This window comes from Microbacterium shaanxiense, assembly GCF_054779995.1.
In genome coordinates this window covers 654389-677310 of sequence record NZ_BAAGXE010000001.1, presented here as the reverse complement: position 1 = coordinate 677310, position 22922 = coordinate 654389, and the positions used below count along the sequence as shown (strand labels likewise).

At 67.9% G+C, this 22922-nt stretch carries 20 protein-coding genes; 6 read left to right on the top strand and 14 right to left on the bottom strand.

Going from position 1 to position 22922, the window contains the following annotated elements; translation table 11 throughout:
- Window positions 1-3 precede the first annotated feature (3 nt).
- Both ACYVG2_RS03120 and ACYVG2_RS03115 read right to left on the bottom strand, forming a co-directional pair.
- A complete protein-coding gene (locus ACYVG2_RS03120; RefSeq protein ID WP_460779633.1) occupies window positions 4-1617 on the bottom strand; it encodes an HNH endonuclease signature motif containing protein in 1614 nt (537 codons plus the stop codon).
- A 217-nt stretch (window positions 1618-1834) separates the two neighbouring features.
- Entirely contained in the window at window positions 1835-3145 is a 1311-nt protein-coding gene (locus ACYVG2_RS03115; RefSeq protein WP_460779632.1) for a M50 family metallopeptidase, read from the bottom strand.
- A gap of 51 nt (window positions 3146-3196) precedes the next feature.
- On the opposite strand from ACYVG2_RS03115, the gene ACYVG2_RS03110 reads away from it, so the two are divergent.
- The 3 genes from ACYVG2_RS03110 (at window position 3197) to ACYVG2_RS03100 (ending at window position 6244) form a co-directional block, all read left to right on the top strand.
- Entirely contained in the window at window positions 3197-3766 is a 570-nt protein-coding gene (locus tag ACYVG2_RS03110) for a hypothetical protein (RefSeq protein WP_460779631.1), read from the top strand.
- Window positions 3767-3890: 124 nt separating this feature from the next.
- On the top strand, window positions 3891-4556 hold the full coding sequence (locus tag ACYVG2_RS03105; protein ID WP_460779630.1) for a YcnI family copper-binding membrane protein: 666 nt from the start codon (window positions 3891-3893) through the stop codon (window positions 4554-4556).
- 71 nt (window positions 4557-4627) lie between these two features.
- Window positions 4628-6244: a Mur ligase family protein gene (locus tag ACYVG2_RS03100; RefSeq protein ID WP_460779629.1), complete on the top strand. Its 1617-nt coding sequence runs from the start codon at window positions 4628-4630 to the stop codon at window positions 6242-6244.
- A gap of 13 nt (window positions 6245-6257) precedes the next feature.
- Here the strand turns inward: ACYVG2_RS03100 and dxr are convergent, their stop codons facing one another.
- Complete coding sequence (gene dxr, locus ACYVG2_RS03095; RefSeq protein ID WP_460779628.1) at window positions 6258-7340, bottom strand: 1-deoxy-D-xylulose-5-phosphate reductoisomerase; 1083 nt, start codon at window positions 7338-7340, stop codon at window positions 6258-6260.
- Window positions 7341-7388: 48 nt separating this feature from the next.
- Window positions 7389-8336: an FKBP-type peptidyl-prolyl cis-trans isomerase gene (locus tag ACYVG2_RS03090; protein WP_460779627.1), complete on the bottom strand. Its 948-nt coding sequence runs from the start codon at window positions 8334-8336 to the stop codon at window positions 7389-7391.
- A gap of 145 nt (window positions 8337-8481) precedes the next feature.
- Here ACYVG2_RS03090 and ACYVG2_RS03085 point away from each other — a divergent pair, with 145 nt between their 5' ends.
- Complete coding sequence (locus ACYVG2_RS03085; RefSeq protein WP_460779626.1) at window positions 8482-9285, top strand: lysophospholipid acyltransferase family protein; 804 nt, start codon at window positions 8482-8484, stop codon at window positions 9283-9285.
- Here ACYVG2_RS03085 and ACYVG2_RS03080 read toward each other — a convergent pair.
- The gene (locus ACYVG2_RS03080; RefSeq protein WP_460779625.1) at window positions 9254-9745 is read right to left on the bottom strand and encodes an OsmC family protein; all 492 of its coding nucleotides are present in this window, start codon (window positions 9743-9745) and stop codon (window positions 9254-9256) included. The genes ACYVG2_RS03085 and ACYVG2_RS03080 overlap by 32 nt on opposite strands.
- A gap of 61 nt (window positions 9746-9806) precedes the next feature.
- Between ACYVG2_RS03080 and ACYVG2_RS03075 the strand changes: the two genes are divergently transcribed.
- The gene (locus tag ACYVG2_RS03075) at window positions 9807-10802 is read left to right on the top strand and encodes an asparaginase (protein ID WP_460779624.1); all 996 of its coding nucleotides are present in this window, start codon (window positions 9807-9809) and stop codon (window positions 10800-10802) included.
- A gap of 53 nt (window positions 10803-10855) precedes the next feature.
- Window positions 10856-11968, top strand: a complete 1113-nt coding sequence (gene ald, locus ACYVG2_RS03070; protein WP_460779623.1) for an alanine dehydrogenase — start codon at window positions 10856-10858, stop codon at window positions 11966-11968.
- Here the strand turns inward: ald and ACYVG2_RS03065 are convergent.
- From ACYVG2_RS03065 to atpA, 9 genes are all read right to left on the bottom strand, one after another.
- Window positions 11961-14729, bottom strand: a complete 2769-nt coding sequence (locus ACYVG2_RS03065; protein WP_460779622.1) for an FtsK/SpoIIIE domain-containing protein — start codon at window positions 14727-14729, stop codon at window positions 11961-11963. The genes ald and ACYVG2_RS03065 overlap by 8 nt on opposite strands.
- Window positions 14730-14786: 57 nt before the next feature.
- The gene (locus ACYVG2_RS03060; RefSeq protein ID WP_460779621.1) at window positions 14787-15623 is read right to left on the bottom strand and encodes a PP2C family protein-serine/threonine phosphatase; all 837 of its coding nucleotides are present in this window, start codon (window positions 15621-15623) and stop codon (window positions 14787-14789) included.
- A 70-nt stretch (window positions 15624-15693) separates the two neighbouring features.
- Window positions 15694-16677, bottom strand: a complete 984-nt coding sequence (locus ACYVG2_RS03055) for an aldo/keto reductase (RefSeq protein ID WP_460779620.1) — start codon at window positions 16675-16677, stop codon at window positions 15694-15696.
- A gap of 78 nt (window positions 16678-16755) precedes the next feature.
- Window positions 16756-17544, bottom strand: coding sequence for a DUF5684 domain-containing protein (locus tag ACYVG2_RS03050; RefSeq protein WP_460779619.1), 789 nt, complete (start codon window positions 17542-17544; stop codon window positions 16756-16758).
- Window positions 17545-17718: 174 nt separating this feature from the next.
- Window positions 17719-18465 carry a YaaA family protein gene (locus tag ACYVG2_RS03045; protein ID WP_460779618.1) on the bottom strand — a complete coding sequence of 249 codons (747 nt, stop codon included), beginning with the start codon at window positions 18463-18465 and terminating at the stop codon, window positions 17719-17721.
- 112 nt (window positions 18466-18577) lie between these two features.
- Complete coding sequence (locus tag ACYVG2_RS03040; protein WP_448965284.1) at window positions 18578-18838, bottom strand: F0F1 ATP synthase subunit epsilon; 261 nt, start codon at window positions 18836-18838, stop codon at window positions 18578-18580.
- Window positions 18839-18840: 2 nt separating this feature from the next.
- Entirely contained in the window at window positions 18841-20292 is a 1452-nt protein-coding gene (atpD, locus tag ACYVG2_RS03035) for a F0F1 ATP synthase subunit beta (RefSeq protein WP_033104653.1), read from the bottom strand.
- A gap of 23 nt (window positions 20293-20315) precedes the next feature.
- The gene (locus ACYVG2_RS03030) at window positions 20316-21215 is read right to left on the bottom strand and encodes a F0F1 ATP synthase subunit gamma (RefSeq protein WP_033104654.1); all 900 of its coding nucleotides are present in this window, start codon (window positions 21213-21215) and stop codon (window positions 20316-20318) included.
- 19 nt (window positions 21216-21234) lie between these two features.
- Window positions 21235-22875, bottom strand: coding sequence for a F0F1 ATP synthase subunit alpha (gene atpA / locus ACYVG2_RS03025; protein ID WP_460779617.1), 1641 nt, complete (start codon window positions 22873-22875; stop codon window positions 21235-21237).
- Between the last annotated feature and the right edge of the window lie 47 nt (window positions 22876-22922).

The window sequence follows — 22922 nt, the reverse complement described above, 5'->3', positions numbered from 1 at the left end:
CCGTCACCACGTGTTCCATGCGGGTTCTCGTTCTCCTTGGTGTTCGGTGTCGAGGGCTTCGTCGACGGCTGTGTAGTCGAGGTGGGGTGAGCGCCATTTGGCGTAGGGGTCCCACCATCCGGGGCCGCGGATCTCGGGGAGCCCGTCACGCATCCGGATCTCCCAGATGCCTTCATCGAGGGTGCGATGGTGATGCCAGCACAAAGGCACCCCATTAGACGTATGCGTCGGTCCGCCGCGGGCGTGTTCTTCCACATGGTGGATCTCGCACCATTCGGCGGGGACCTCGCATCCGGGGATGAGGCATTCGCGGTCTCTGAGCACGATCGCGCGCCGTTGGGTCACGTTGAACAACCGCGCCCTGGTGCCGATGCCCACGATCGCCCCCTTCTCATCGAACAGGACCCGTTGGACACCCCCGGCGCACCCGGCATGGTCGGCCGCGCCGAGGGGCACGTCGTATCCGGCGCCTTCGACCCTGGCCCGCCCGGTGCGGTGGGCGAAGTCGGCGGCGGTGACGGACACGACCAGCGTCGGCGCGGCACCGCCCAGTGTCGGCATGCCCCCGGACGCGGCAGCGATCATCAAGACCGTCGCGAGCGCGTCGTGTCGTTTCTGCGCGTGCGTGCGCATGTCCGCCGACTCCACAGGCGGCGATTTCGCCTTGTGCGGTTCGAGCCCATCGGCACGATCCGAAAACTCCTCCGCCCCGTACTCGGTGCTGTCACTGGAGTACTTCGCCGCGAAGTCGGTGTCCCTGTCTCTGTCGCGGTCGCTGTCGCCGCGTTCTCCGTCACCGTCAGCATCGGAGGGACGGAAGCGCACCGTGGAGCCGGAGGCTTTGTCTTCGGCTTTCGGGTTCATCAGCGCGTCGACGAGTTTCTGCAACTGCGCCGCGACCTCGGGCAACAACTCTCCCCGCACCGGCACGGACCCGTCCCGCAGTTTCCCGATCGTGAAATGCCGGCGCCGCTTCCCTGCCCGATCCGAGGGCTCCGCCCCATCCGGATCCAACCGCGCCACGATATGCGCCGCAAGAGCGGCAAGCTCATCCGTCGTCGGCGCCGGCGCCCGCTCCCCGGACGCCGAGCCGTCCAACGGCAGCCCGCAGGCGAAGCGTGCGAGCACCGCATCCGCCGCCCACCGGTCCGCGGCCCCGATCCGAGACGCCTTCAACAACGGGGTCGTGCACGCAAGAAACCCGCCCACCGACAACACCCCGTCCGCGAGCGCCGCCGCCAACTCCGGAAACTTCCCCGGCAACACCCCACCCGAGGTGAGACCCGCATCCCGGTGCACGGCCCCCGCCGCCGCCACGAACCGCCGCGAGGTCGGCCCGTCCACGAGCAGCGTGCGCCGCAACACGTCGGCCGCGTCCCGGCATCCCGCCCGCGTCGACAACCGCCCGTCCCGCTCGCACTGATCCCGCCCCGCGATCCGCTCCGTGACCGCCACCACCGCACCGTCCACACGCCGCAGCACCCGACCCAACACTCGGATCGCATCCAACAACTCCGCATCACCGGCGAAACGCAGACCATCGCCCGCAGCAGAAGAACCCATCGCCTCGGCCAACAACCGATCGACGCCCTCCAACTCCTGCACCAGTGATCTCATACCCCCATTCAACCCAGGGCCACCGACATTCAAACCCCAGATCAGGGGATATTAACGAACCGTGGAGAACCACCCGATATGGCCGGTCTGTGGAGGACGAGTCGAGCACTCGGGCGCACCGTTCGCACGATGCACGCGACACCCTGCGTGTTCACCACCACCAGAGCGATTCCTGGCGCGACCATACGCTCCCGCCGCGGAGCGGCATCCCGGAACGCTACCCGAGCAGATCCACCGGGTTCACGACATCCGCGATCATCAGCAGTGCACCCATCCCGATCAGCAGCACCGCGACGACCACCGTGAGCGGCACGAGCCGCGTGGCGTCCACAGGAGCGGGAGGCGGTCGGCGGAACAGCTTCGCCCAGGCGCGCCGTATCCCGTCCCACAGGGCCACGACGACGTGTCCGCCGTCCAGCGGCAGCAGCGGGATCAGGTTGAAGACGAAGAGCGCGATGTTGAGCGACCCCAGCAGGTTGAGCAGCACGACGAACCTGTTCAGCACAGGAGCGTCCGTCGCCGCGACCTCACCTGCGAGGCGGCCGACACCGACCACGCTCAGTGGACCGTCGGGATCCCGGTCGGACCCGGTGAACAGCGACACCCCGACGTCCCACAGCTTCACCGGCAGGGTCGCGATCAGGCCGACCACCCGCCCGACGTTCTCGCCGGCGAGCTCCGGACCGACACCGATCGGCTGCGGCACGTAGCCCATCTGAGACAGCATTCCGACGTAACCGACCTCGGCGACGATCTGCGTGCCGTCCTCATCGAGCAGCGGCTGCCCTGACGCATCCGTCAATTCCCGCTCGGCACGGATGGGCGTGATGGTCAGATCGACACGCTCACCGTCTCGCAGCACGACCAGGTCGAGGCGTTCCCCCGGAGCCGCCTGCACGATCTCGGTCGCCTCTGCGAACGTCGACACGGGCGTTCCGCCCACCGAGACCAGCACATCCCCCGGGAGCAGGCCTGCCTCCGCGGCCGGCGTCGCCGGATCGCCCGCTTCGCACTCGGTCTGCGACGTGCCGGCGGGCAGCACGCACTCGTTGACCCCGGCGATCGTCGTCGTGCCCTGCTGCAGCCCGATACCCGATGCGAGCACCGTGAAGATGATGACGGCGAGGATCAGGTTCATGACCGGACCGCCGAGCATCACGACGATCCGCTTCCACATCGGCAGTCTGTAGAAGACGCGTTCCTCCGCGCCCTCCGCGATCGTCTCGTCGTTCGCCGAACGGGCGTCCTGGACGAGCGTGCGGAACAGCCCGCGCACGGGCTTGCCATCGGATGCCGGGTACATTCCGGACATCGAGATGAAGCCGCCGAGCGGCAGCATCTTGAATCCGTACTCCGTCTCGCCGATCTTCTTCGACCACAGGCGCGGACCGAAACCGATCATGTACTGCCCCACGCGCACACCGAAGAGCTTGGCGGGCACGAGATGTCCGATCTCGTGCAGACCGATCGACAGACCGAGTCCGACCAGCATGAACAGGATGCCGGCGATGTACAGCAGGATTTCCACGTCCCCACGCTACTGCGCGCGGACTAGGAATCCGCCGCATAGGGTGGAGTCGTGACCTCTCGGCAGCTGCGACTCCTCCGTGGAGCCGCCGCATCGTCGATCGCGACGATCATCGCCGCCGTCTCGCACACGATCGGCGGCGGGGCTCCCCCGCACCCTCTGCTCGTGATCGCTCTGAGCGTGTTCCTGACACCGCTCGCGGCACTGCTGGTCGGACGAACGTCTCGCGTCGGCCGCCTGAGCGCTGCGGTCGCTGTCTCGCAGACGATCTTCCACGTCCTCTTCGTCGCGCTCGGCGCCACAGCATCGCCCACAGCGGCGACGGGCCACCACCATGTCCTCATCCTGGACCCGCTCTCGTCGACAGTCGCCCCTGACGCCGGCATGCTCGGCGCCCACGTCATCGCCGCCGCTGTCACGGTCGCGATGCTCTGGCGGGGCGAACGCCTTCTGCGTCTCATCAGGGACTGGGTGCGAGCGGCGCTGCGCGCACGGATGCCGCGGCTGCACACCGGCTGGCTGCCGCCTGCTTCGATCGCCACCTCGGCGCGTCGATTCGTCTCGAGCATCCGCACCGGTGACATCTCGCTGCGCGGGCCACCCGTCTTCTCCCGCGGCTGATCAGCCGCACGTGCTCAACGCCGTCCGAGGCCACACCTGCTCACGGCATCCATCCGCGGATCCAACGCGCCGTCGGCGCGCCCGCACGCAGAATCTGATCTGCACAGGAACACAGGAGAAACTCATGTCCCGAATCACCCGTCGCGGCGTCGTCATCGCCGCCCTCGCCACCGGTCTTGTCCTCGCCGCGCCCGCCGCGGCCCAGGCCCATGTCGGAGTCAGCCCCGACGCCGTCGCACCTGGCGCCTCCGCTGTGCTGAACTTCGCGTTCACCCACGGTTGCGAGGAATCACCGACCACCGCACTGCGGATCACGATGCCAGAGGGGCTGGCGTCGGTCTCCCCGACCGTCGACAGCAACTGGGACATCGCGATCGAGCGCGCAGACAACGGTCTCGTCTCGGCCGTCACCTACACCGCACTCTCCCCGATCCCGACCGGGCTTCAGGGCGTCGCGAGCATGGCGGTGCAGATCGCCGACGACGCCCCGGAGTCACTGGCATTCCCCGTGGAGCAGACCTGCGAGAGCGGAGTGAACGAATGGGTCGAGATCGCCGAGGACGGCGCCGACCCGCACGATCTCGAATCGCCCGCGCCGGTGGTGACCGTCGATGCGAGCGGCGAGAGCGCAGCGGATGCCGCGCACGCCGGCCACTCGGATGCCCAGGAGCAGACGTCGCAGCAGACATCCGACTCATCCCCGGTGGGCACGATCGTCGGCGGCGCAGGACTGCTGGCCGGCATCGCCGCCCTCGTGGTCGCGGTGCTCGCGTACCGACGCGCGGCCTGACCCATCGTGCGGCTGCGAGAGGCGTGCCTGAGCGCGTCCCTCGCAGCCGCTCGTGAGATCATTGTGGTGCCATGTCGACCACACAGCCCAGCCTTCCTCCCGTGCTCCGCCCCGATGCTCCGCCACAGCGGAATCTGACGGATCTCGCCGCCCGCTTCGCCACCGCCACCCGCGGCGACACCAGCGGGGTCATCCTCACCGGCATCACTCTCGCGACCGCCGATCTCCGCGCCGGAGAGGCGTTCGTCGCCATCCAGGGCGTGAATCAGCACGGAGCGGTGTTCGCTCCCGCCGCCGCGGAGAAGGGCGCCGTCGCCATCATCACGGATGAAGCCGGCGCCGACATCGCGGGCAACATCGGTCTGCCGATCGTGATCGTCGACGATCCGCGTGGCGTGCTGGGTGCGCTCAGCGCCTGGGTCTACGGCACCGGAGCCGAGGACGACCTGCCGCTGCTGTTCGCGACCACGGGCACGAACGGCAAGACGAGCGTCTCTCACCTGCTGGAGGGCATCCTCGACCAGCTCGGCGTCGTCACCGGGCTCTCCTCCACCGCCGAGCGGCACATCGCCGGCGAGGTCATCGTCTCCAGACTGACCACGCCCGAGGCGTCTGAGATGCACGCACTCCTCGCGCTCATGCGCGAGCGCGAGGTCGAAGCCGTCGCCGTCGAGGTGAGCGCGCAGGCCCTGTCGCGCAAGCGCGTCGACGGGCTCGTGTTCGACGTCGCCGGCTTCACGAACCTCAGTCACGACCACCTCGACGACTACGCCGACATGGAGGAGTACTTCGCTGCGAAGCTCCCCCTGTTCAAGCCGGACCGCTCCAGGCGCGCCGTGATCTGCCTCGACTCCGCCTCCGGCGTCGACGTGGTCGCCGCCGCCGAGGTCCCCGTCGTCACCGTGGGCACCCCCGCGATCGCCGCCGATGCGTCCGTCGCGGCCGGCGCGGACTGGGTGGTCACGATCGACGAGGAGCGTCAGCGCGGTACTCGTTTCACGATGACCGGCCCGGAGGGGCGCACCCTCACCACGGTCGTACCGGTGATCGGTCCGCACATGGCGGCCAACGCCGCCCTCGCGATCGTCATGCTGCTCGAGGGCGGATACGACTGGGAGCGCATCACCGCGGCCCTCGAGCGCGACGGACGCATCGAAGCGTACCTGCCGGGGCGCACCGAGCTCGTGTCCGGCGACAGCGGCCCCGCCGTGTTCGTCGACTTCGGGCACTCACCCGATGCGTTCGAGAAGACCCTCGCCGCGATCCGTCGCGTCACTCCTGGGCGCACGCTGATGCTGTTCGGAGCCGACGGCGACCGCGACGCCACCAAGCGCCACGACATGGGCCGTACGGCCGTCATGGGCAGCGACATCCTCGTCGTCACCGACCACCATCCGCGCTTCGAAGACCCGGAGTCGATCCGCGCCACACTCATCGAGGGCGCGCGGATGGCACGTCCGGATGCGGATATCCACGAGTACTCCCCGCCGGAGAAGGCGATCATCGCCGCGGTCGGCCTCGTCGGCGACGGCGATGCGATCCTCTGGGCCGGCCCCGGCCACCAGGACTACCGCGACATCCGCGGCGTGCGCACCCCGTACTCGGCGCGCGAGCTCGCCCGCCGTGCGCTGCGCGACGCCGGATGGCCTGTGCCAGAGCCGCACTGGCCGGTGCCGTACCCCGACTGAGTCGGACGAGACGTCACTGCCGCGCGATCAGACGATCCGCTGTCGCCCGCGCCCAGGCCTCGGCCTCGGCCAGCGACTCCACGGTGAGCCGGTCGGGCGCTTCATGGGCGTCGACCACCCTCGCGATCGTGTCGACGATGCCGAGGAACGACAGCCGACCCTCGTGGAACGCGTCCACCGCCTGCTCGTTCGCCGCGTTGAAGACCGCGGGGAACGTGCCGCCGGCGCGCCCCACGCTCTTGGCCAGGGCCACGGACGGGAACGCCGCGTCGTCGAGCGGCTCGAAGTCCCAGCTGCCGGCCTTCGTCCAGTCCAGTGGACGACCGACCCCGCCGATCCGGTGCGGCCAGTCCAGCGACAAGGAGATCGGCAGACGCATGTCGGGCGGGGACGCCTGGGCGATCGTGGAGCCATCGATGAACTCGACCATCGAGTGGACGATCGACTGCGGGTGCACGACCACCTGGATGTCTTCGTAGTCGACGTCGAAGAGCAGATGCGCCTCGATGACCTCGAGGCCCTTGTTGACCAGTGTGGCGGAGTTGGTCGTGACCATGCGCCCCATCGCCCAGGTCGGGTGCGCGAGCGCCTCGGCTGGCGTGATCTTCGTCATCTCGTCGCGCCGGCGTCCACGGAACGGCCCGCCGGATGCTGTGACCACCAGTCGCCTGATCTCGGAATGCGTCCCGGAGCGCAGCGCCTGAGCGAGCGCGGAGTGCTCGGAGTCGACCGGCACGATCTGCCCCTCGGCGGCTGCCGACTTCACCAGGTCGCCACCGACGATCAGCGACTCCTTGTTGGCGAGGGCGAGCGTTCGTCCTGCCTTCAACGCCGCGAGGGTCGATCCGAGCCCGATGGAGCCCGTGATCGCGTTGAGCACCACGTCGGCCTCGACGTCTCGCACCAGTTGCTCTGCCTGTTCGGCGCCGAGCGCCGTGTCCTCGACCTGGAACTGCTCGGCCTGGCGGCCGAGCGTCTCCGCATCGCTGCCTGCGGCGAGTCCGACCAGTTCGAACCGACGAGGGTTGGCGCGGATCACATCCAGTGCCTGAGTGCCGATGGAACCGGTGGAGCCGAGGACGATGATGCGACGCATACCGTCAGCCTATTGCGCGTGCACGGCCTTCGCCGTGAGGGCGGTCGCTTATGCGGCGGCCGGGTGCATCGTCGCGAGGATGTCGATCACGAAGACCAGCGTCTGGCCCTTGAGGTCTTCCTCGTTGATCTCGCCCTCGCCGTACCCTGCGGCCGGTGGGATGACGACCAGCACCTGGGAGCCGACCTTCTGCCCCGCCAGCGCCTGGACGAATCCTGGCACGTAGCCGTTGCCCTCGCTGGTGATCGGCGCGCCGTTGGCCCATGAGGAGTCGAACGTCTCGCCGCTCTCCCAACCCACTCCGTGGTACTGGAGCAGCGTCGTGTCGCCCTCTCCGACCGCGATGCCGTCACCCTGCTTGAGCACCGAGATCTGCACCTCGGTGGGAGCGGCCGCATCCGGGATCTCGATCGTCGGTGCTCCGTCGTCGTCGAGCGTGACCGCCGGCATGCCTGCGACCGGAGCCTGCTCCTCCCCCCGTGCCGCGGTGGGCACGATGTCGAGCACGTCGAGGATGTAGTACTGCGCTGCGGCGTCCTCCGTCGTCGGGAAGACGATCGACAGTCGCGAACCGACGCTCGCGCATCCGATGAGCTGTCCGAGCGGCGCATCGGCCGTGAGCGCGGCCGGAAGAAGCTCACCGTCCGTATAGCCGGCATCGCCGAGGCGCTCGCCGGTGTCGCCGTCGAATGCGCTCAGTGCGTAGCTGACGTAGTCGCCCTCGGCGATCGTGTCGCCGTCGCCCTCGCTGACCACTGTGCGCTCCGCGGCCTCCACCGTCTGTCCCAGCTCGAACGTCGCCGTCGACGCGCTGCCGAAATCGCCGTCGACGGTGACGCCGTCCGAGGCGTCACCCGACTCGACTGCCGCCGAGCAGAGGTCGGCAGATGGCGTCTCGGTCTCGTCGCCTGTCGAGCCCTCTGTTCCCGTGCATCCGGCCAACAGCATGGTCGCGACGGTGATGGTGGACAGAGCGATGAGCGGACGATTGCGCACGGTGGGACCTCATGATCGTGGGGAGGGACACTCCATACTGTCGTATTCGCCTTTGCTCGCGCTGAGAGGCGCGCCTGATCGACGCGCTCGGAACAGGGCCGGTCTCATTCCATGTGCGGCATGGATCGCGGAGTAGCCTGATCTGATGACCTCTGAGCAGTCTGCCGTGCCCGAGCCGACCGAAGACTCGGATCAGGAGCAGGCAGCCGACGAGGCATCCGTCCCCCGCAAGGCAGGGGCCACCTATGCGTTGGGTCGGGCGATCATCGGATCGCTTGCCCGCCTCGTCTACCGTCCGCACGTCGAGGGACGCGATCACGTCCCCCTGGACGGTCCCGTGATCTTCGCGAGCAACCACCTGTCGTTCATCGACTCGATCGCGATACCGGTCGCCGCCCCTCGCCCCGTGCACTTCCTCGCCAAGTCGTCGTACTTCGAGGGGACGGGGTTCAAGGGAGCGGTCATGCGCACCTTCTTCCAGTCCATCGGTGCCATCGCGGTGAATCGAGGTGCAGGGCAGGCCGCACTCGACGCGCTGGACCAGCAGCGGCGGCTTCTCGACCAGGGGCTCGCGGTCGCGCTCTATCCGGAAGGCACCCGCTCAACGGACGGTCGCCTGTACAAGGGCCGCACTGGAGTGGCCTTCCTCGCCCTGCAGACCGGAGCACCCGTGGTACCGGTCGGACTCATCGGCACTGACCGGGCCATGCCCAAGGGCGCCAGGATGCCGTCGCTGAGCGAGCGGATCACCGTGCGCTTCGGCGAACCGATCGACGTGACGGTGCACGGCACGGCCGGCAGCGGCAAGGCCAGGAGACTCGCGACCGACCAGATCATGACGGCCATCCACGCGTTGAGCGGTCAGGAGCTCGCCGGCGTGTACAACGAGCCGCCCGCCCAGGGTCCGATCGAGAAGATCAAGCAGGCTCTTCCGCACGAGCGGCGGTGACATTCGCCTCATGGCGGACCGGGAAGTTCACCGAGTTCGCGATGAAGCACATCCGATGAGCGTCCTCGTGCGCGCGCTCGGCGGCCTCGATCATCGACTCTTCGGCCACGACCACCTCTGGCCGCAGCAGCACATCGGTGAAGGCTCCCCCGCCCTTTCCGTCCTCGCGCATCACGCCGCTCGCACGGTCGCGGTACGACACGACGACGACCCCTGCAGTCACGCACGCATGCAGATACGACAGCAGATGGCACTCGGAGAGCGACGCGATCAGCAGGTCCTCCGGGTTCCAACGGGCGGGGTCGCCTCTGAAGGGTCTGTCCGCTGAAGCCAGCAGGTCCTGCTTGCCGTCGATCTCGATCGTGACATCCCTGGAGTAGTCCCGGTACCCGCTGGTCCCGGTTCCCCGATTGCCCTGCCACGTGGCGGTGAGTTCGTACCGATGTTCGCCGATCGTCATGCGCTCAGTCTGACACGGTGCGGCTCGGCACCGGCGAAGACGTCGGCGCTAGGCTGGACGGGTGCTGGAGACTCTCACTGTCGCGGATGCTGTCGAACTCGCCGTCGTCGAACGCAGCGGATTCATCGAATCCCGCCATGCCGGTTCGGCGATCGTGCTCACACCGGACGGCGACGTCGTCAAGCGGCTGGGGAACCCGGACGCGCTGATCCTTCCTCGCTCCAGCCTGAAGCCGCTCCAGGCGGTGGCCTGCGTCACGGCCGGCGCCGAACTGAGCGGTGCCCAGCTCGCCATGTCGACCGCGAGCCATACCGGCACCGACCGCCACGCCGATGTCGTCCGCGAGATCCTGACCGCGGGTGGACTGACGGAGGACGACCTCGCATGCCCGCCCGCATGGCCGAGTGATTCCGCGAGCCGCGACGAACTGATCCGCGAGCACGGGAGCGCATCGCGCATCCGGATGAACTGCTCTGGCAAGCATGCCGCGATGCTGCGCGCATGCGTAGCGACCGGCTGGTCCACCGACGGATACCTCCACACGGCGCATCCGCTGCAGTCGCACATACGTGAAGTGGTCGAACGTCTCACCGGCGAGAAGATCGCGCACACAGCCGTCGACGGCTGCGGAGCACCGGTCCACGCCATCACGCTCGCCGGGCTGGGCCGCGCCATCCATCGCATCGGTTCGGCCTCCGAGCGCTCCCCTTTCGCCCTGCATCGCGTCGCAGGCACCCTTGTGAGAGCGGTCAAGGAGAACCCCTGGACGATCGAGGGCCCCGGTCGTCCGGACACGATCGCGATCGAGACGCTCGGGGTGTTCGCCAAGAGCGGCGCAGAGGGCGTCACCGTCATGGTCGCTCCCGACGGTACGACCGTCGCGCTCAAGTTGCTCGACGGCAGCGCCCGAGCGCTCACGATCGTCGCCGCGACGCTGCTCGCTCGCGCTGGAGCGCTGAACGAAGCCGATCTGGCGACGCTGTCCAACGCACTTCCCCTCGCCGTCCTCGGCGGTGGGAGCGACGTCGGGATGATCCGTCCCGGCGCCGCCGTCTGATGCCCTGACCCGGGGCAATGAGCCCTCAACGCCGAGGGAGAAGAGGAGCCACGATGAGGATCAGCGTCCCCACCGAGGTCAAGAACAACGAGTACCGCGTCGCCCTGACGCCTGCGGGCGTGCACGATCTGGTGCGCTCCGGCCACGAGGTGTTCGTGCAGTCCGGAGCGGGTCTGGGCTCGTCAATGCCGGACACCGAGTACGCCGACGCCGGTGCGACGCTGCTGGACGATGCTGCGGAGGTGTGGTCGCGCGCCGAGCTGCTGCTCAAGGTGAAAGAGCCGATCGCCGACGAGTACGAGCACTTCCGCGACGATCTCACGCTGTTCACCTATCTTCACCTGGCTGCCGATCGTCCGCTCACGGAGCGGCTTCTCGCCGACCGCGTGACGGCGATCGCCTACGAGACCGTGCAGCTGCCCGGCGGCGGCCTCCCTCTGCTCGCGCCCATGAGCGAGGTGGCCGGGAGATTGGCTCCCCTCGTCGGCGCGAACACGCTGATGCGTTCCAACGGTGGACTCGGACTGCTCATGTCGGGCGTGCCCGGTACCCGGCCTGCGACCGTCACCGTGATCGGCGGCGGCGTCGCCGGCGCGAACGCGGCTGTCATCGCGAGCGGGATGGGTGCGGACGTCACGATCTTCGACACGAACATCCCGCGTCTGCGCACGCTGGACGATCACTTCAGCGGCCGGGTGAAGACCGCCGCTTCCAATCCGCTGGATCTTCGTCGCGCCGTGATCGACTCGGACCTCGTCATCGGTTCGGTGCTGATCCCCGGGGCACGCGCGCCGAAGCTCGTCACGAACGAGATGGTCGCCCAGATGCGACCTGGCAGCGTGCTCGTCGACATAGCCGTCGACCAGGGCGGCTGCTTCGAGGACACGCATCCGACCACGCATGACGACCCGACCTTCCCCGTGCACAGCACCGTGTTCTACTGCGTGGCGAACATGCCAGGGGCGGTGCCGAACACATCGACGTCCGCGCTGACCAACGCCACGCTGCCGTACGTGCGCCAGATCGCGGCGCGCGGATGGCAGGACGCGTTGAGCGCCGATCCCGCGCTCGCCGGCGGACTCAACGTCGCGAACGGCGCCGTGATCAACGACGGTGTGGCCGTCGCGCACGGTATGTCGGCCCAGTCGGTCGACTCCGTCATGTGACGTCGAGTGCGGGGATGACCACACGCCGCGGGGCCAGTCCATCGTGCATGGACCATGCCCGACCGGCGTGCGGCCTCGCGTAGGGCGGCAGCTCGCGAGTGCCGGCGAAGGTGCGCAGCTCTGCCGCGCATTCGGCGAGGAACAGCATCTCGCCCTCGAGCCGGATGCGCTGCCACAGCGTCCATTGCCGCTGCCAGCTGTCCGCATCACCGACCAGGATCGTCGCTGTGTCGGAGGTCTGCACCGGCTCCTGCCCGTGATCCTTGACGAAGGACACGACGTGATCCGGATACGCCTCTCGCAACCGCTCCACCACCCGTCCTGCGCCGAGCGCGATGACACCGACGACTCGCGCGATCGGCATCCAGCGCTCGAGGCGGTCCCGGACGACGGTGCCCGCGCCTGCCGGTGGATCCGTCCAGGCGATCTGCACCTCGTGCTGTCCGAGTCTGCCTCGACCGGCGGGACGGTCACGGCGGTAGGCCTCGGCGTCGCCGCCCGCGGCGAGATGCTCCATCTTGGTGCCCATTCGCAGCAGCATCCGCGAAGGCAGCGCCTCGATCACCCGGGCGGTCTGTCCGGATGCGCGACCGGTCGTCACGACCACCGTGCAGCCGCGCGCCGCAGCGGAGCGCACCAGCTTCTCCATGCGCTCGAGGAACGCCTGCCCGTATTCCACGGGGAACGCCGCGACGAGCTGATCGAGGTCGTCGCACAGCACGAGCGCAGGAGAGCCGCCCGCGGCGTCGAGGACGTCTTCCAATGCGTCCCATGCGCGTTCGGGGTCAGGCCCCAGGAACACCGGATCGGCCTGCGCCGCGAGGACCCTCAGCACCGACGTCCGCCCCGAACCGCTTCCGCCGACGACGGCCAGGCCGCGGTCGGTGCCGGGCCTCAGCAGCAGCGCGGTCTGGCGCTGCCGCTCCGGCTCGTCCGTGAGTCCGAGCAGCAGCGACGCGCCTGGCGGGTGGGTGATGGCGAGCTCGTCGAGATCGAGACGAGCCGGAAGGGCAGGAAGCCACGGGCTCGCCGGTGCCGCAGCATCCGGCCAGCGAGCCCCGATCCCTCGTAGATCGGCCGCACCGGTCAGCGCCACCCGCACGGCGGTGGCGGTGGCGTCCTGCGGGCGTCGGACGAAAGCGAGCCCGCGTGAGGCGGCACCTCCGGGCAGTTCGGCTGCATCATCCGATCCGATCACGAGCCGGCTGTCCGACGCTTCTGTCACCCGCAGGCTCACGCGCAACGGACAGTTGGCGGCGAGCCCGTCTCGGATCACCCCGGCAGCGCGTTGCGTCCCGAGGATGAGGTGCATGCCGAGCGCACGCCCGCGAGCGGCGACGTCCGTGAACACCGCACCGAGATCGGGATGCTCCTGCAGCAGCGCCGCGAACTCGTCCACGACGATCACGAGCCTGCCCAACCTTCCGCCCGCCTCGGTGATGCTCCTGGCTCCGACGTCCGCCAAGGCGGCCTCGCGGCGCCGGAGCTCCGCCGTCAGGCTCTCCACACCGCGCCGTGCTCCCTCCTCGTCGAGGTCGGTCATCACCGCCGCCACATGCGGGAGGGCCCGCAGCGGGTCGAACGCGGTCCCTCCTTTGAAATCTGCCAGGACGAACGTCACCTCGTCGGGTGCGTGAGAGCGTGCCATCGAGGAGATCCATGTGACGAGCAGTTCGCTCTTTCCTGACCCGGTCATCCCCGTCACGATCGCGTGCGGCCCGTCCTCCACGAGATCGAGCACGACGTCCGCATTATCCGAGCGGCCGATCACCGCTGCGAGGCCGGAGCCTTCCGCATCTCTGGGCGGTGTCAGCTCTCCGAGCGCGATGCCTTCCGGCAGATGCGCGGACTGCCCCTCCCGTTCCACGCTGCTGGCGGCGATCGCCACTGCCTGAGCACGCGACAGGCACTCCACCGCGACGTCTTCGACACCTTCGGCGGTACGCAGTCGAGCGCCGCCCGGATCGGAGAAGTCGATGACCGTCGTCACACCCTCCGGCACATCCTGCCCTGCATCGCAGATCCGAACCTGCGCCGCAGCATCGATGGATCCGTCACCGTCGCCGATCACGACGGCGAGGCGCCACGCACCACGACGAGCTCGCCCGGCGTGCGGGAACCCGGAGAGCCCCAACGGCTCGAGTCCGTCTCCGACGAGCGCGAGCTGCGCCGGAGCGTGCCGCAGGCACATCTGCACGATCAGAGCCCTGGCCGCTGCAGCCACCACCGGCGCCGGTCCCCGCAGACATATGCCGCGCCCCAGTGCGACGCTCACCGGTACGTCCGACACCTGCGCCGCGCGCTTCCTGAACGCACGTGCCCGTTCGCTGTCATCGCCGGTCACCCTGAGCGCGCTGCGTCCGGCACCGGAGCCGATCACGACAGGAGTCGATTCGTCTATCGCTCGCAGGTCTCTCAGCGGGGCGTCCCTGAGGCACGCTGCCGCGTCGGGATGAGCACGGCGCAGTTCACGGCGCTCGCTCTGATGCCGTCGCAGCAGGTCCTGCTCTGCGCGGCGCCATCCTGCGGTCTCGTCGGCGGCCGCCGCGCGCCGCTCCCGACGCCGGATGCGCAGCCCGTCGAGCAGCGATGCGGCGATCATCAACGGGCCGAGCGCCGCGAAGCAGAGCGAGAAGATCGAACCGGTGATGAGCCAGAGGACGACACCTGCCGCGATCGGCACCACGGCTGCCAGCACAGGGATCGGCTGACGTCGGGGCTCCGCGGCCGAGACGGGGAGCGTGAGAGGTTCGAGGTCCATGACCTCATTGGACGGCATCCGCGGCCTGCGGATGCCGTTCTCCACAGCTCCCGCGGACTATTCGGCGGTGTCCTCCGCTGTGGAGGACGACTGCTCCGCGGCCTCGTCGGTGGCGCGATCGTGTCCGGTGCGCTGCACCTGCACGATGATCAGCGTGACATTGTCGCGCCCGCCGTTCTCCAGCGCTGCGGCCAGCATGGCGTCGACCGCCACTGCGGGATCGTTCTCCTCCCGCAGGAAGTGCTGGATGCCGTAGTCGGTGAGCTCTTTGGTCAGGCCGTCCGAGCAGATCACGAACCGATCGCCGTCGAGCACCTCGATGCCGAGGTAGTCGGGTGGCGTGAGTTCACTCGCTCCGACGGCGCGGGTGATGACGTTGCTGTACGGGTGGCTCTCCGCCTCTTCCGCGCTCAGTCGACCAGAGCTGATCAGTTCCTGCACCACGGAGTGATCGGTTGTCACCTGCACCAGCCGCTCATCGCGCAGCAGGTAGACACGGGAGTCGCCGATGTTCAGCGATATCCACCGCGGTTCGTCCTCGGTCACCTCGAAGAAGACCCCGGTGAGGGTTGTGCCGGTGCCCTCGTCCGTGGTCTCCGGGTGCGCGGCGATGTCGCTCACGGCCTGCGCGAGAGCGTTCTCGATGGCGGACGTGCCGACATCGCCCGAGTCGACGACCTCCTGCAGGCGAGCGATCGTGCTCTGGCTCGCGATCTCGCCACCCGCGTGCCCGCCCATGCCGTCGGCGACGACGAACAGCGGGAACTGGGCCAGGAAAGCGTCCTGGTTGTTGTCGCGTCGAAGTCCGGTATCCGTCACTCCGGCCCAGGTCAGAACGATCTCGCCGCCATCCGGGGTCGCGACGCGATGGGTCTGCGTGGACGTCTCAGACAAAGGGTTCCTCCGGATTGGATGCGGCGATACGGGCGGCCGCAGGATTCTCACACATCGTAGTGGAACTGCGTCATACCTGCGCGCCAGGGTCGGCGGGCAGAGGGAAGATCCCGTCGATGAGATCGAGGTCGTCGGCGGTCGGCGTCCACGCGTCCGCGGCGCTCGCGTTCGCCTCGATCTGGACCGCCGAGGTCGCCCCTGCGATGACGCTGGAGACCGCCGGCTGTGCCAGAAGCCATCCGAAGGTCGCCTCCAGCATCGTGATGCCCCGCTCGGTGCAGAAGTCCCGGTACGCGTCCAACGCGCCCCACGGGGCGTTGTCCCACACGTGGCGGCGCGCGGACATGATCCGGCTCGCCTGCGGACCGCCTTCGCGCGAGAACTTGCCCGTCAGCAGTCCGTTGTGCAGCGGGAAGTAGGGGAAGAACCCGAGAGCGTGGCGCTCGACGGCCGGCAGCACCTCTCGTTCGGCGGCTCTGGCCAGCAGAGAGTAGTGATTCTGCGCCGAGATGAAGCGCCCGCTCGAGCGCAATCGCGAGGTGAGCTCGGCTTCGGCGATCTGCCACCCGGGGAGGTTGGAGTGCCCGTAATAGCGGATCTTGCCTTCACGGACGAGCTCATCGAGAGCATCCGTCGTCTCCGCGATCGGGGTCTCGGGATCCGGAAGATGAAGCTGGTACAGGTCGATCCAATCCGTCCGCAGACGATGAAGCGATTCCTCGACCGCGCGTCGGATGTAGCGCCGCGATCCTCGTCCGCCGGGGAAGTCGTACCCCATGTCGCGCTCGTGCCCGAACTTCGTCGCCAGCACGATCCGATCCCGACGGCCCTGCAGGGCCTCCCCCATCAGCGACTCGCTGAGACCGGGGTCCTTGCCGTACATGTCAGCGGTGTCGAAGAAGGTGACGCCGTTCGCGATCGCCGCGTCGATGACCTCTCGTGCACCGTCCAGCGTCTCGGTCGCCGTACCTGCACGACCGAAGTTGTTGCATCCGAGACCTGTCGAAGAGACGAGGAGACCGGAAGCTCCGACCCGACGCTGCGACATGACCATGTGTCCACGCTATCGGACTATCGGTCCGATACGACGAAGGACCCCCGATCTCGAGATCGGGGGTCCTTCGTCAGTTCATCAGGCCGGTGGCTGCGTCGGGTCCGTCGGCGGCGCGGGAGGCGCTGCGGGCGGTGCCGGCGGAGCCGCGGGCGGCGTCGTCGGTGCAGCCGGCGGGGTGGACGGTGCAGCGGGCGGCGCGGACGGAGCAGGCGGCGGCGTCACGGGCGACGCGGGCGCTGCAGGCGGCTGGTAGCCGGGCGCACCTGGCTGCTGGTAGCCGGGGTTGGGCTGCTGGTACCCGGGAGCCGGCGGCTGGTAGCCCTGCGGCGGTGCGTAGCCCTGCGGAGCTGCACCGTAGCCGGGTGCGGCACCGGGCGCGGCCTGAGCCGAAGGCTGAGCCGGGATGCCGTCCCACGTGGTGCGGTCACCGAAGAACGCGTTGCCTGCCCACGGCGCCGGCGGGATCTGAGTGTTCCAGCGCGACTTGTCGAAGGCCATGATTCCGAGCCAGACGATGGAGAGGAAGATGTACAGGACGACCCAGGCGCCTTCCTTCTGCAGCTTCTGACCGACACGGTACGCCGCGAGGATCATGAGCACGGCCGCCGCGAGGATCACGAGCTGCCCGATGAAGGGAATCCAGCCGAGCAGCAGCGATGCGCCGATCCCGTAGAGGATCAGCCACGGGCTGAGGTCGCCGAGCTTGAGGAAGATCATGCTGTTGTACACGGGGACCCACGCGCGCCACTTGCCCTGCACGCCGGCCTTCTCGAAGATCTTCATAAGGAATAGCGAGGTGAGGACATAGCCGACGGCGGCGAACAGCAAGCTGACGAGGACGGTCACAACAAGAATCCCGGCGCTCATGCCGGAATAGTCGGAATAGTCGGAATACATGAGACTCACATTCCTTTTGACAGAGGAAGCGTACCTCGCCCCCCGAGAACGAAGCCTTCGCTTCGCGCATTGGCCATGGTAGCGGGGTCATTCGTCCCCTGGCAACGACACGCGCACCGGGCACGTCATGCGCCGCTGCGGCGTTCAGGACGCTGTCACGAGCTCCACGACGCCCGCCTGCGCGCCCCGTCGCATCATGATGGGTCGCGCTGCCGCCCAATCCAGAAGCCCCTCCAGAGAGCGCACGCGCGGTCGATCCTCCGCCAGAGCGCGCACCAGATCACCCTTGGCCTTCTTGTTGAAATGATTGAGGGCGCGTCCCTCGGTGGTGACCACGCGCACGTACGCCGACGGTACGGATGCCGGTACCGGTCCGAGCGCGACATAGGCTTCGCTTCGCAGGTCAAGGACGAACGGCGGCGCCTCCCGCGCCATCGCCTGCGAAGTCGCGTCGGCCCAATGACGACGCAGCGGCGCGACGCCGGGCAGCGATGTGCCTGCGGCGAGTCGATACATCGGGATGGCGTCCAGTGCGGCGATCGGGCCGAACGGCGCCGAATGTATCCATACGTGACCGTTCAGCCAGCGTCTCGCCGCCGCATCCAAGGACGACGCATCCAGCGCATCGTAGAGAACGCCCGTGTACCGATCGACCGCTGCCATTGTCGGCGCCGAACGCAGCGCGGCGTTATGGGCGATGTCGTCGAGCTGGCGATCGCTGAGCTTGTGCACACGCCTGGCGGCAGCGGGATCAGCCGCAAGGGACACGAGGGCGGTCGTCACGGCATCCCGCTCTGAGGCCAGGGCGGACAGTGCGAGTTCTTCGATCGACAACGGTGCGCCGTCGCCACCGGGGCGCTTCGTCTCAGAAGGCGGCAGAAGGATCTTCATGAGCTCCACGAAGTCGGGCCCGTGCCGGTTCGGACGGGTCGGAAGGGCAGACGGGAACGCGCCCACCCGCCAGCTCGAGGCTGACAGATGAGCGCGTCCGTGATGAGCGTGTTCAGGCGATGAGTGCCGCGTTGCCCGCGACGATCGTCAGCTGACTTCCCTCCATGGAGAGGAAGCCGTCCTGAGCGTTCGCGAGCACCTTGGTGCCGTCGGCCTGCGTGATGCGAACCTGACCCTCGGCGAGGATCGCCAGGATCGGCTCGTGACCGCTCATGATGCCGATCTCGCCCTCGACGGTCTTGGCGACGACGAGCGTGGCCTCTCCCGTCCAGACCTCCGCGTCCGCGGAGACGAGGCTGACCTTCAGCGCCATGATCAGCCGTTCTCCTTCTGGAGCTGAGCCCAGCGCTCTTCGACGTCGGAGATGCCACCGACGTTGAAGAAGGCCTGCTCTGCAACGTGATCGAAGTCGCCCTTGGCGATCGCGTCGAACGACTCGATCGTCTCCTTGAGCGGAACCGTCGAGCCCTCGACACCGGTGAACTTCTTCGCCATGTAGGTGTTCTGCGAGAGGAACTGCTGGATGCGACGTGCACGCGACACGACGATCTTGTCCTCTTCGGAGAGCTCGTCGACACCGAGGATCGCGATGATCTCCTGCAGTTCCTTGTTCTTCTGGAGGATCTGCTTGACCGTCGTCGCGACGCGGTAGTGGTCCTCGCCCAGGTAGCGGGGATCCATGATGCGCGAGGTCGAGGTCAGCGGGTCGATGGCGGGGTACAGACCCTTCGACGCGATCTCACGGCTGAGCTCGGTCGTCGCGTCGAGGTGCGCGAAGGTCGTCGCCGGAGCCGGGTCGGTGTAGTCATCGGCGGGGACGTAGATCGCCTGCAGCGAGGTGATCGAGTGACCGCGGGTCGAGGTGATGCGCTCCTGGAGGAGGCCCATCTCGTCAGCGAGGTTCGGCTGGTAACCCACGGCGGAGGGCATGCGGCCCAGCAGTGTGGAGACCTCGGAACCCGCCTGCGTGAAGCGGAAGATGTTGTCGATGAACAGCAGAACGTCCTGCTTCTGCACGTCACGGAAGTACTCCGCCATGGTCAGTGCCGAGAGGGCGACGCGCAGACGCGTTCCCGGCGGCTCGTCCATCTGACCGAAGACGAGGGCGGTCTTGTCGAAGACGCCCGCCTCTTCCATCTCGGCGATGAGGTCGTTGCCCTCACGGGTGCGCTCACCGACTCCGGCGAACACCGACACGCCACCGTGGTTCTGTGCGACGCGCTGGATCATCTCCTGGATGAGGACGGTCTTGCCGACACCCGCACCACCGAAGAGGCCGATCTTTCCACCGAGCACGTACGGCGTGAGGAGGTCGATCGACTTGATGCCGGTCTCGAACATCTGGGTCTTCGACTCGAGCTGGTCGAACGGCGGAGCCGAACGGTGGATCGGCCAGCGCTCCGTGATCTCGATCTGCTCACCAGGCTCGGCGTTGAGCACCTCGCCGATGACGTTGAAGACCTTGCCCTTCGTGACGTCGCCGACGGGAACCGAGATCGGCTCTCCGGTGTCGCGCACCTCCTGGCCGCGGACGATGCCGTCGGTGGGCTTGAGCGCGATAGCGCGGATCAGGTCGTCGCCGAGGTGCTGTGCGACCTCGAGCGTGATCTCCGTCGACTCCTCGCCGATGACGATCGTGGTCTTCAGCGCGTTGTAGATGTCAGGAATCGAGTCGTGCGGGAACTCGATATCGACGACCGGGCCCGTGACGCGTGCGACGCGCCCGACGACCGCGGTCCCAGCCTCAGCTGTGGCGGTGGGGGTCATATCTTCGTCTCTTTCTTGATGGTCTATTTGCTCGAGAGGGCGTCGGCGCCGCCGACGATCTCAGCGATCTGCTGCGTGATCTCCGCCTGACGCGCGTTGTTGCGCAGGCGGGTGTAGTCAGTGATGAGCTTGTCGGCATTGTCGCTGGCGGACTTCATCGCCTTCTGCGTCGCGGCCTGCTTGGCGGCCGACGACTGCAGCAGAGCGTTGAAGATGCGGCTCTGCAGGTACACCGGCAGGATCGCATCGAGAACGGTCTCGGCATCCGGCTCGAACTCGTAGAGCGGGTACACCGCTCCGCTCGGCTCGGCGGCTTCGGTGTTCTCGACGATCTCCAACGGAAGCAGGCGCACCGTCTCCGGCGACTGCGTCATCATGCTGACGAAACGGTTGTAGACGAGGTGGAGCTCGTCCACGCCGCCATCCTCACCGCCGCGGTTGAACGCTTCGAGCAGCGTGGCCGAGATCTCCTCAGCCGTCTTGAACTGCGGAGTGTCTGTGTCGCCCGTCCACTCCGCAGCGGCCTTGATGCCACGGAACTGGAAGTATCCGACGGCCTTGCGACCGACGAGGTAGTACACCGGCTCGCTGCCCTGAGAACGGATCAGCTCGCCCACTTCCATCGCCTCGCGGAGGATCTGCGAGTTGAAGGCACCCGCGAGACCGCGGTCGGAGGAGAAGACCACGACGGCGGACCGGCGGATCGTCTCCGGCTCACGCGTGAGCGGGTGGTCGACATTGGAGTACGTCGCGACGGCGGAGACAGCCTGCGTCACGGCCCGAGCGAAGGGCGACGACGCGCGCACGCGCGCCATCGCCTTCTGAATGCGCGAAGCTGCGATGAGCTCCATCGCCTTCGTGATCTTCTTGGTCGTCTGAGCAGAAGAGATCTTCTGCTTGTAGACCCTGAGTTGAGCGCCCATGTTTCAGTACCTCACGCGATTACGCGCGACGACCCTTGACGATCTTCTCCTGGTTGACGTCGTCCACATCCTGGGCCGCGTGCTCCTCGTTGCCCACGGCGCCGATGGACTGACCCTTGCCTCCCTGGAACTCGAGCAGGAAGGCATCGACCTGCTTCTCCAGTTCGGCAGCGGTGTCGTCATCGAGGACGTTCGTCTCGCGAAGGGTGTCGAGCACCTTGGTGTTGCGACGCAGGTGGTCGAGCAGCTCCCGCTCGAAGCGCAGCACGTCCGAGACCTCGATCGTGTCGAGCTTGCCCTTGGTGCCGGCCCAGATCGAGACGACCTGGTCCTCGACCGGGTACGGCGAGTACTGCGGCTGCTTGAGCAGCTCGGTCAGACGAGCGCCTCGGTCGAGCTGACGACGTGAGGTCGCGTCGAGGTCGCTCGCGAACATCGCGAAGGCCTCGAGCGAGCGGTACTGCGCGAGCTCCAGCTTCAGCGTTCCGGAGACCTTCTTGATGCTCTTGACCTGAGCGTCACCACCGACTCGGGAGACCGAGATACCCACATCGACCGCCGGACGCTGGTTGGCGTTGAAGAGGTCGGACTGCAGGAAGATCTGACCGTCGGTGATCGAGATCACGTTGGTCGGGATGTACGCCGAGACGTCGTTCGCCTTGGTCTCGATGATCGGGAGGCCCGTCATCGAACCGGCACCGAGCTCGTCGGACAGCTTCGCGCAACGCTCCAGCAGACGGGAGTGCAGGTAGAAGACGTCGCCCGGGTATGCCTCGCGGCCCGGCGGACGGCGCAGGAGGAGCGAGACGGCGCGGTAGGCCTCTGCCTGCTTCGACAGGTCATCGAAGATGATGAGGACGTGCTTGCCGCTGTACATCCAGTGCTGGCCGATCGCGGATCCGGTGTAGGGCGCGATGTACTTGAAGCCGGCGGGGTCCGACGCGGGAGCGGCGACGATGGTGGTGTACTCCATCGCTCCGGCGTCCTCGAGCGCGCCCTTGACGGAGGCGATCGTGGAGCCCTTCTGGCCGATGGCGACGTAGATGCAGCGCACCTGCTTGTCGACATCGCCGGACGCCCAGTTGTCCTTCTGGTTGATGATCGTGTCGATCGCGATGGCCGTCTTACCGGTCTGGCGGTCGCCGATGATGAGCTGGCGCTGACCGCGGCCGACGGGGATCATGGCGTCGATGGCCTTGATGCCGGTCTGCATCGGCTCGTGCACGCTCTTGCGCTGCATGACGCCAGGCGCCTGCAGTTCGAGCTCGCGGCGGCCTTCGGAGGCGATCTCGCCGAGACCGTCGATCGGGTTGCCGAGCGGGTCGACGACGCGTCCGAGGTAACCGTCACCGACGGCGACCGACAGGACCTCGCCGGTGCGGCGAACTTCCTGACCGGCCTGGATCCGGGCGAAGTCACCGAGCACGACGGTGCCGATCTCGCTCTCGTCGAGGTTCAGTGCGAGGCCCTGCGTGCCGCCTTCGAACGTCAGGAGCTCGTTCGCCATGACGCCGGGCAGGCCCTCGATGTGCGCGATGCCGTCTGCCGCGTCGATGACGGTTCCGACCTCGGTCGCTGCGGCGCCGGTGGGCTCGTACGCAGCGGCGAAGTCCTTCAGCGCGTCACGGATGACGTCGGGGCTGATCGATAGTTCTGCCATTGTCTTCCCTTTGTATTGAGAGAGTCTGCGCGGTTCCCCGCGCGAAG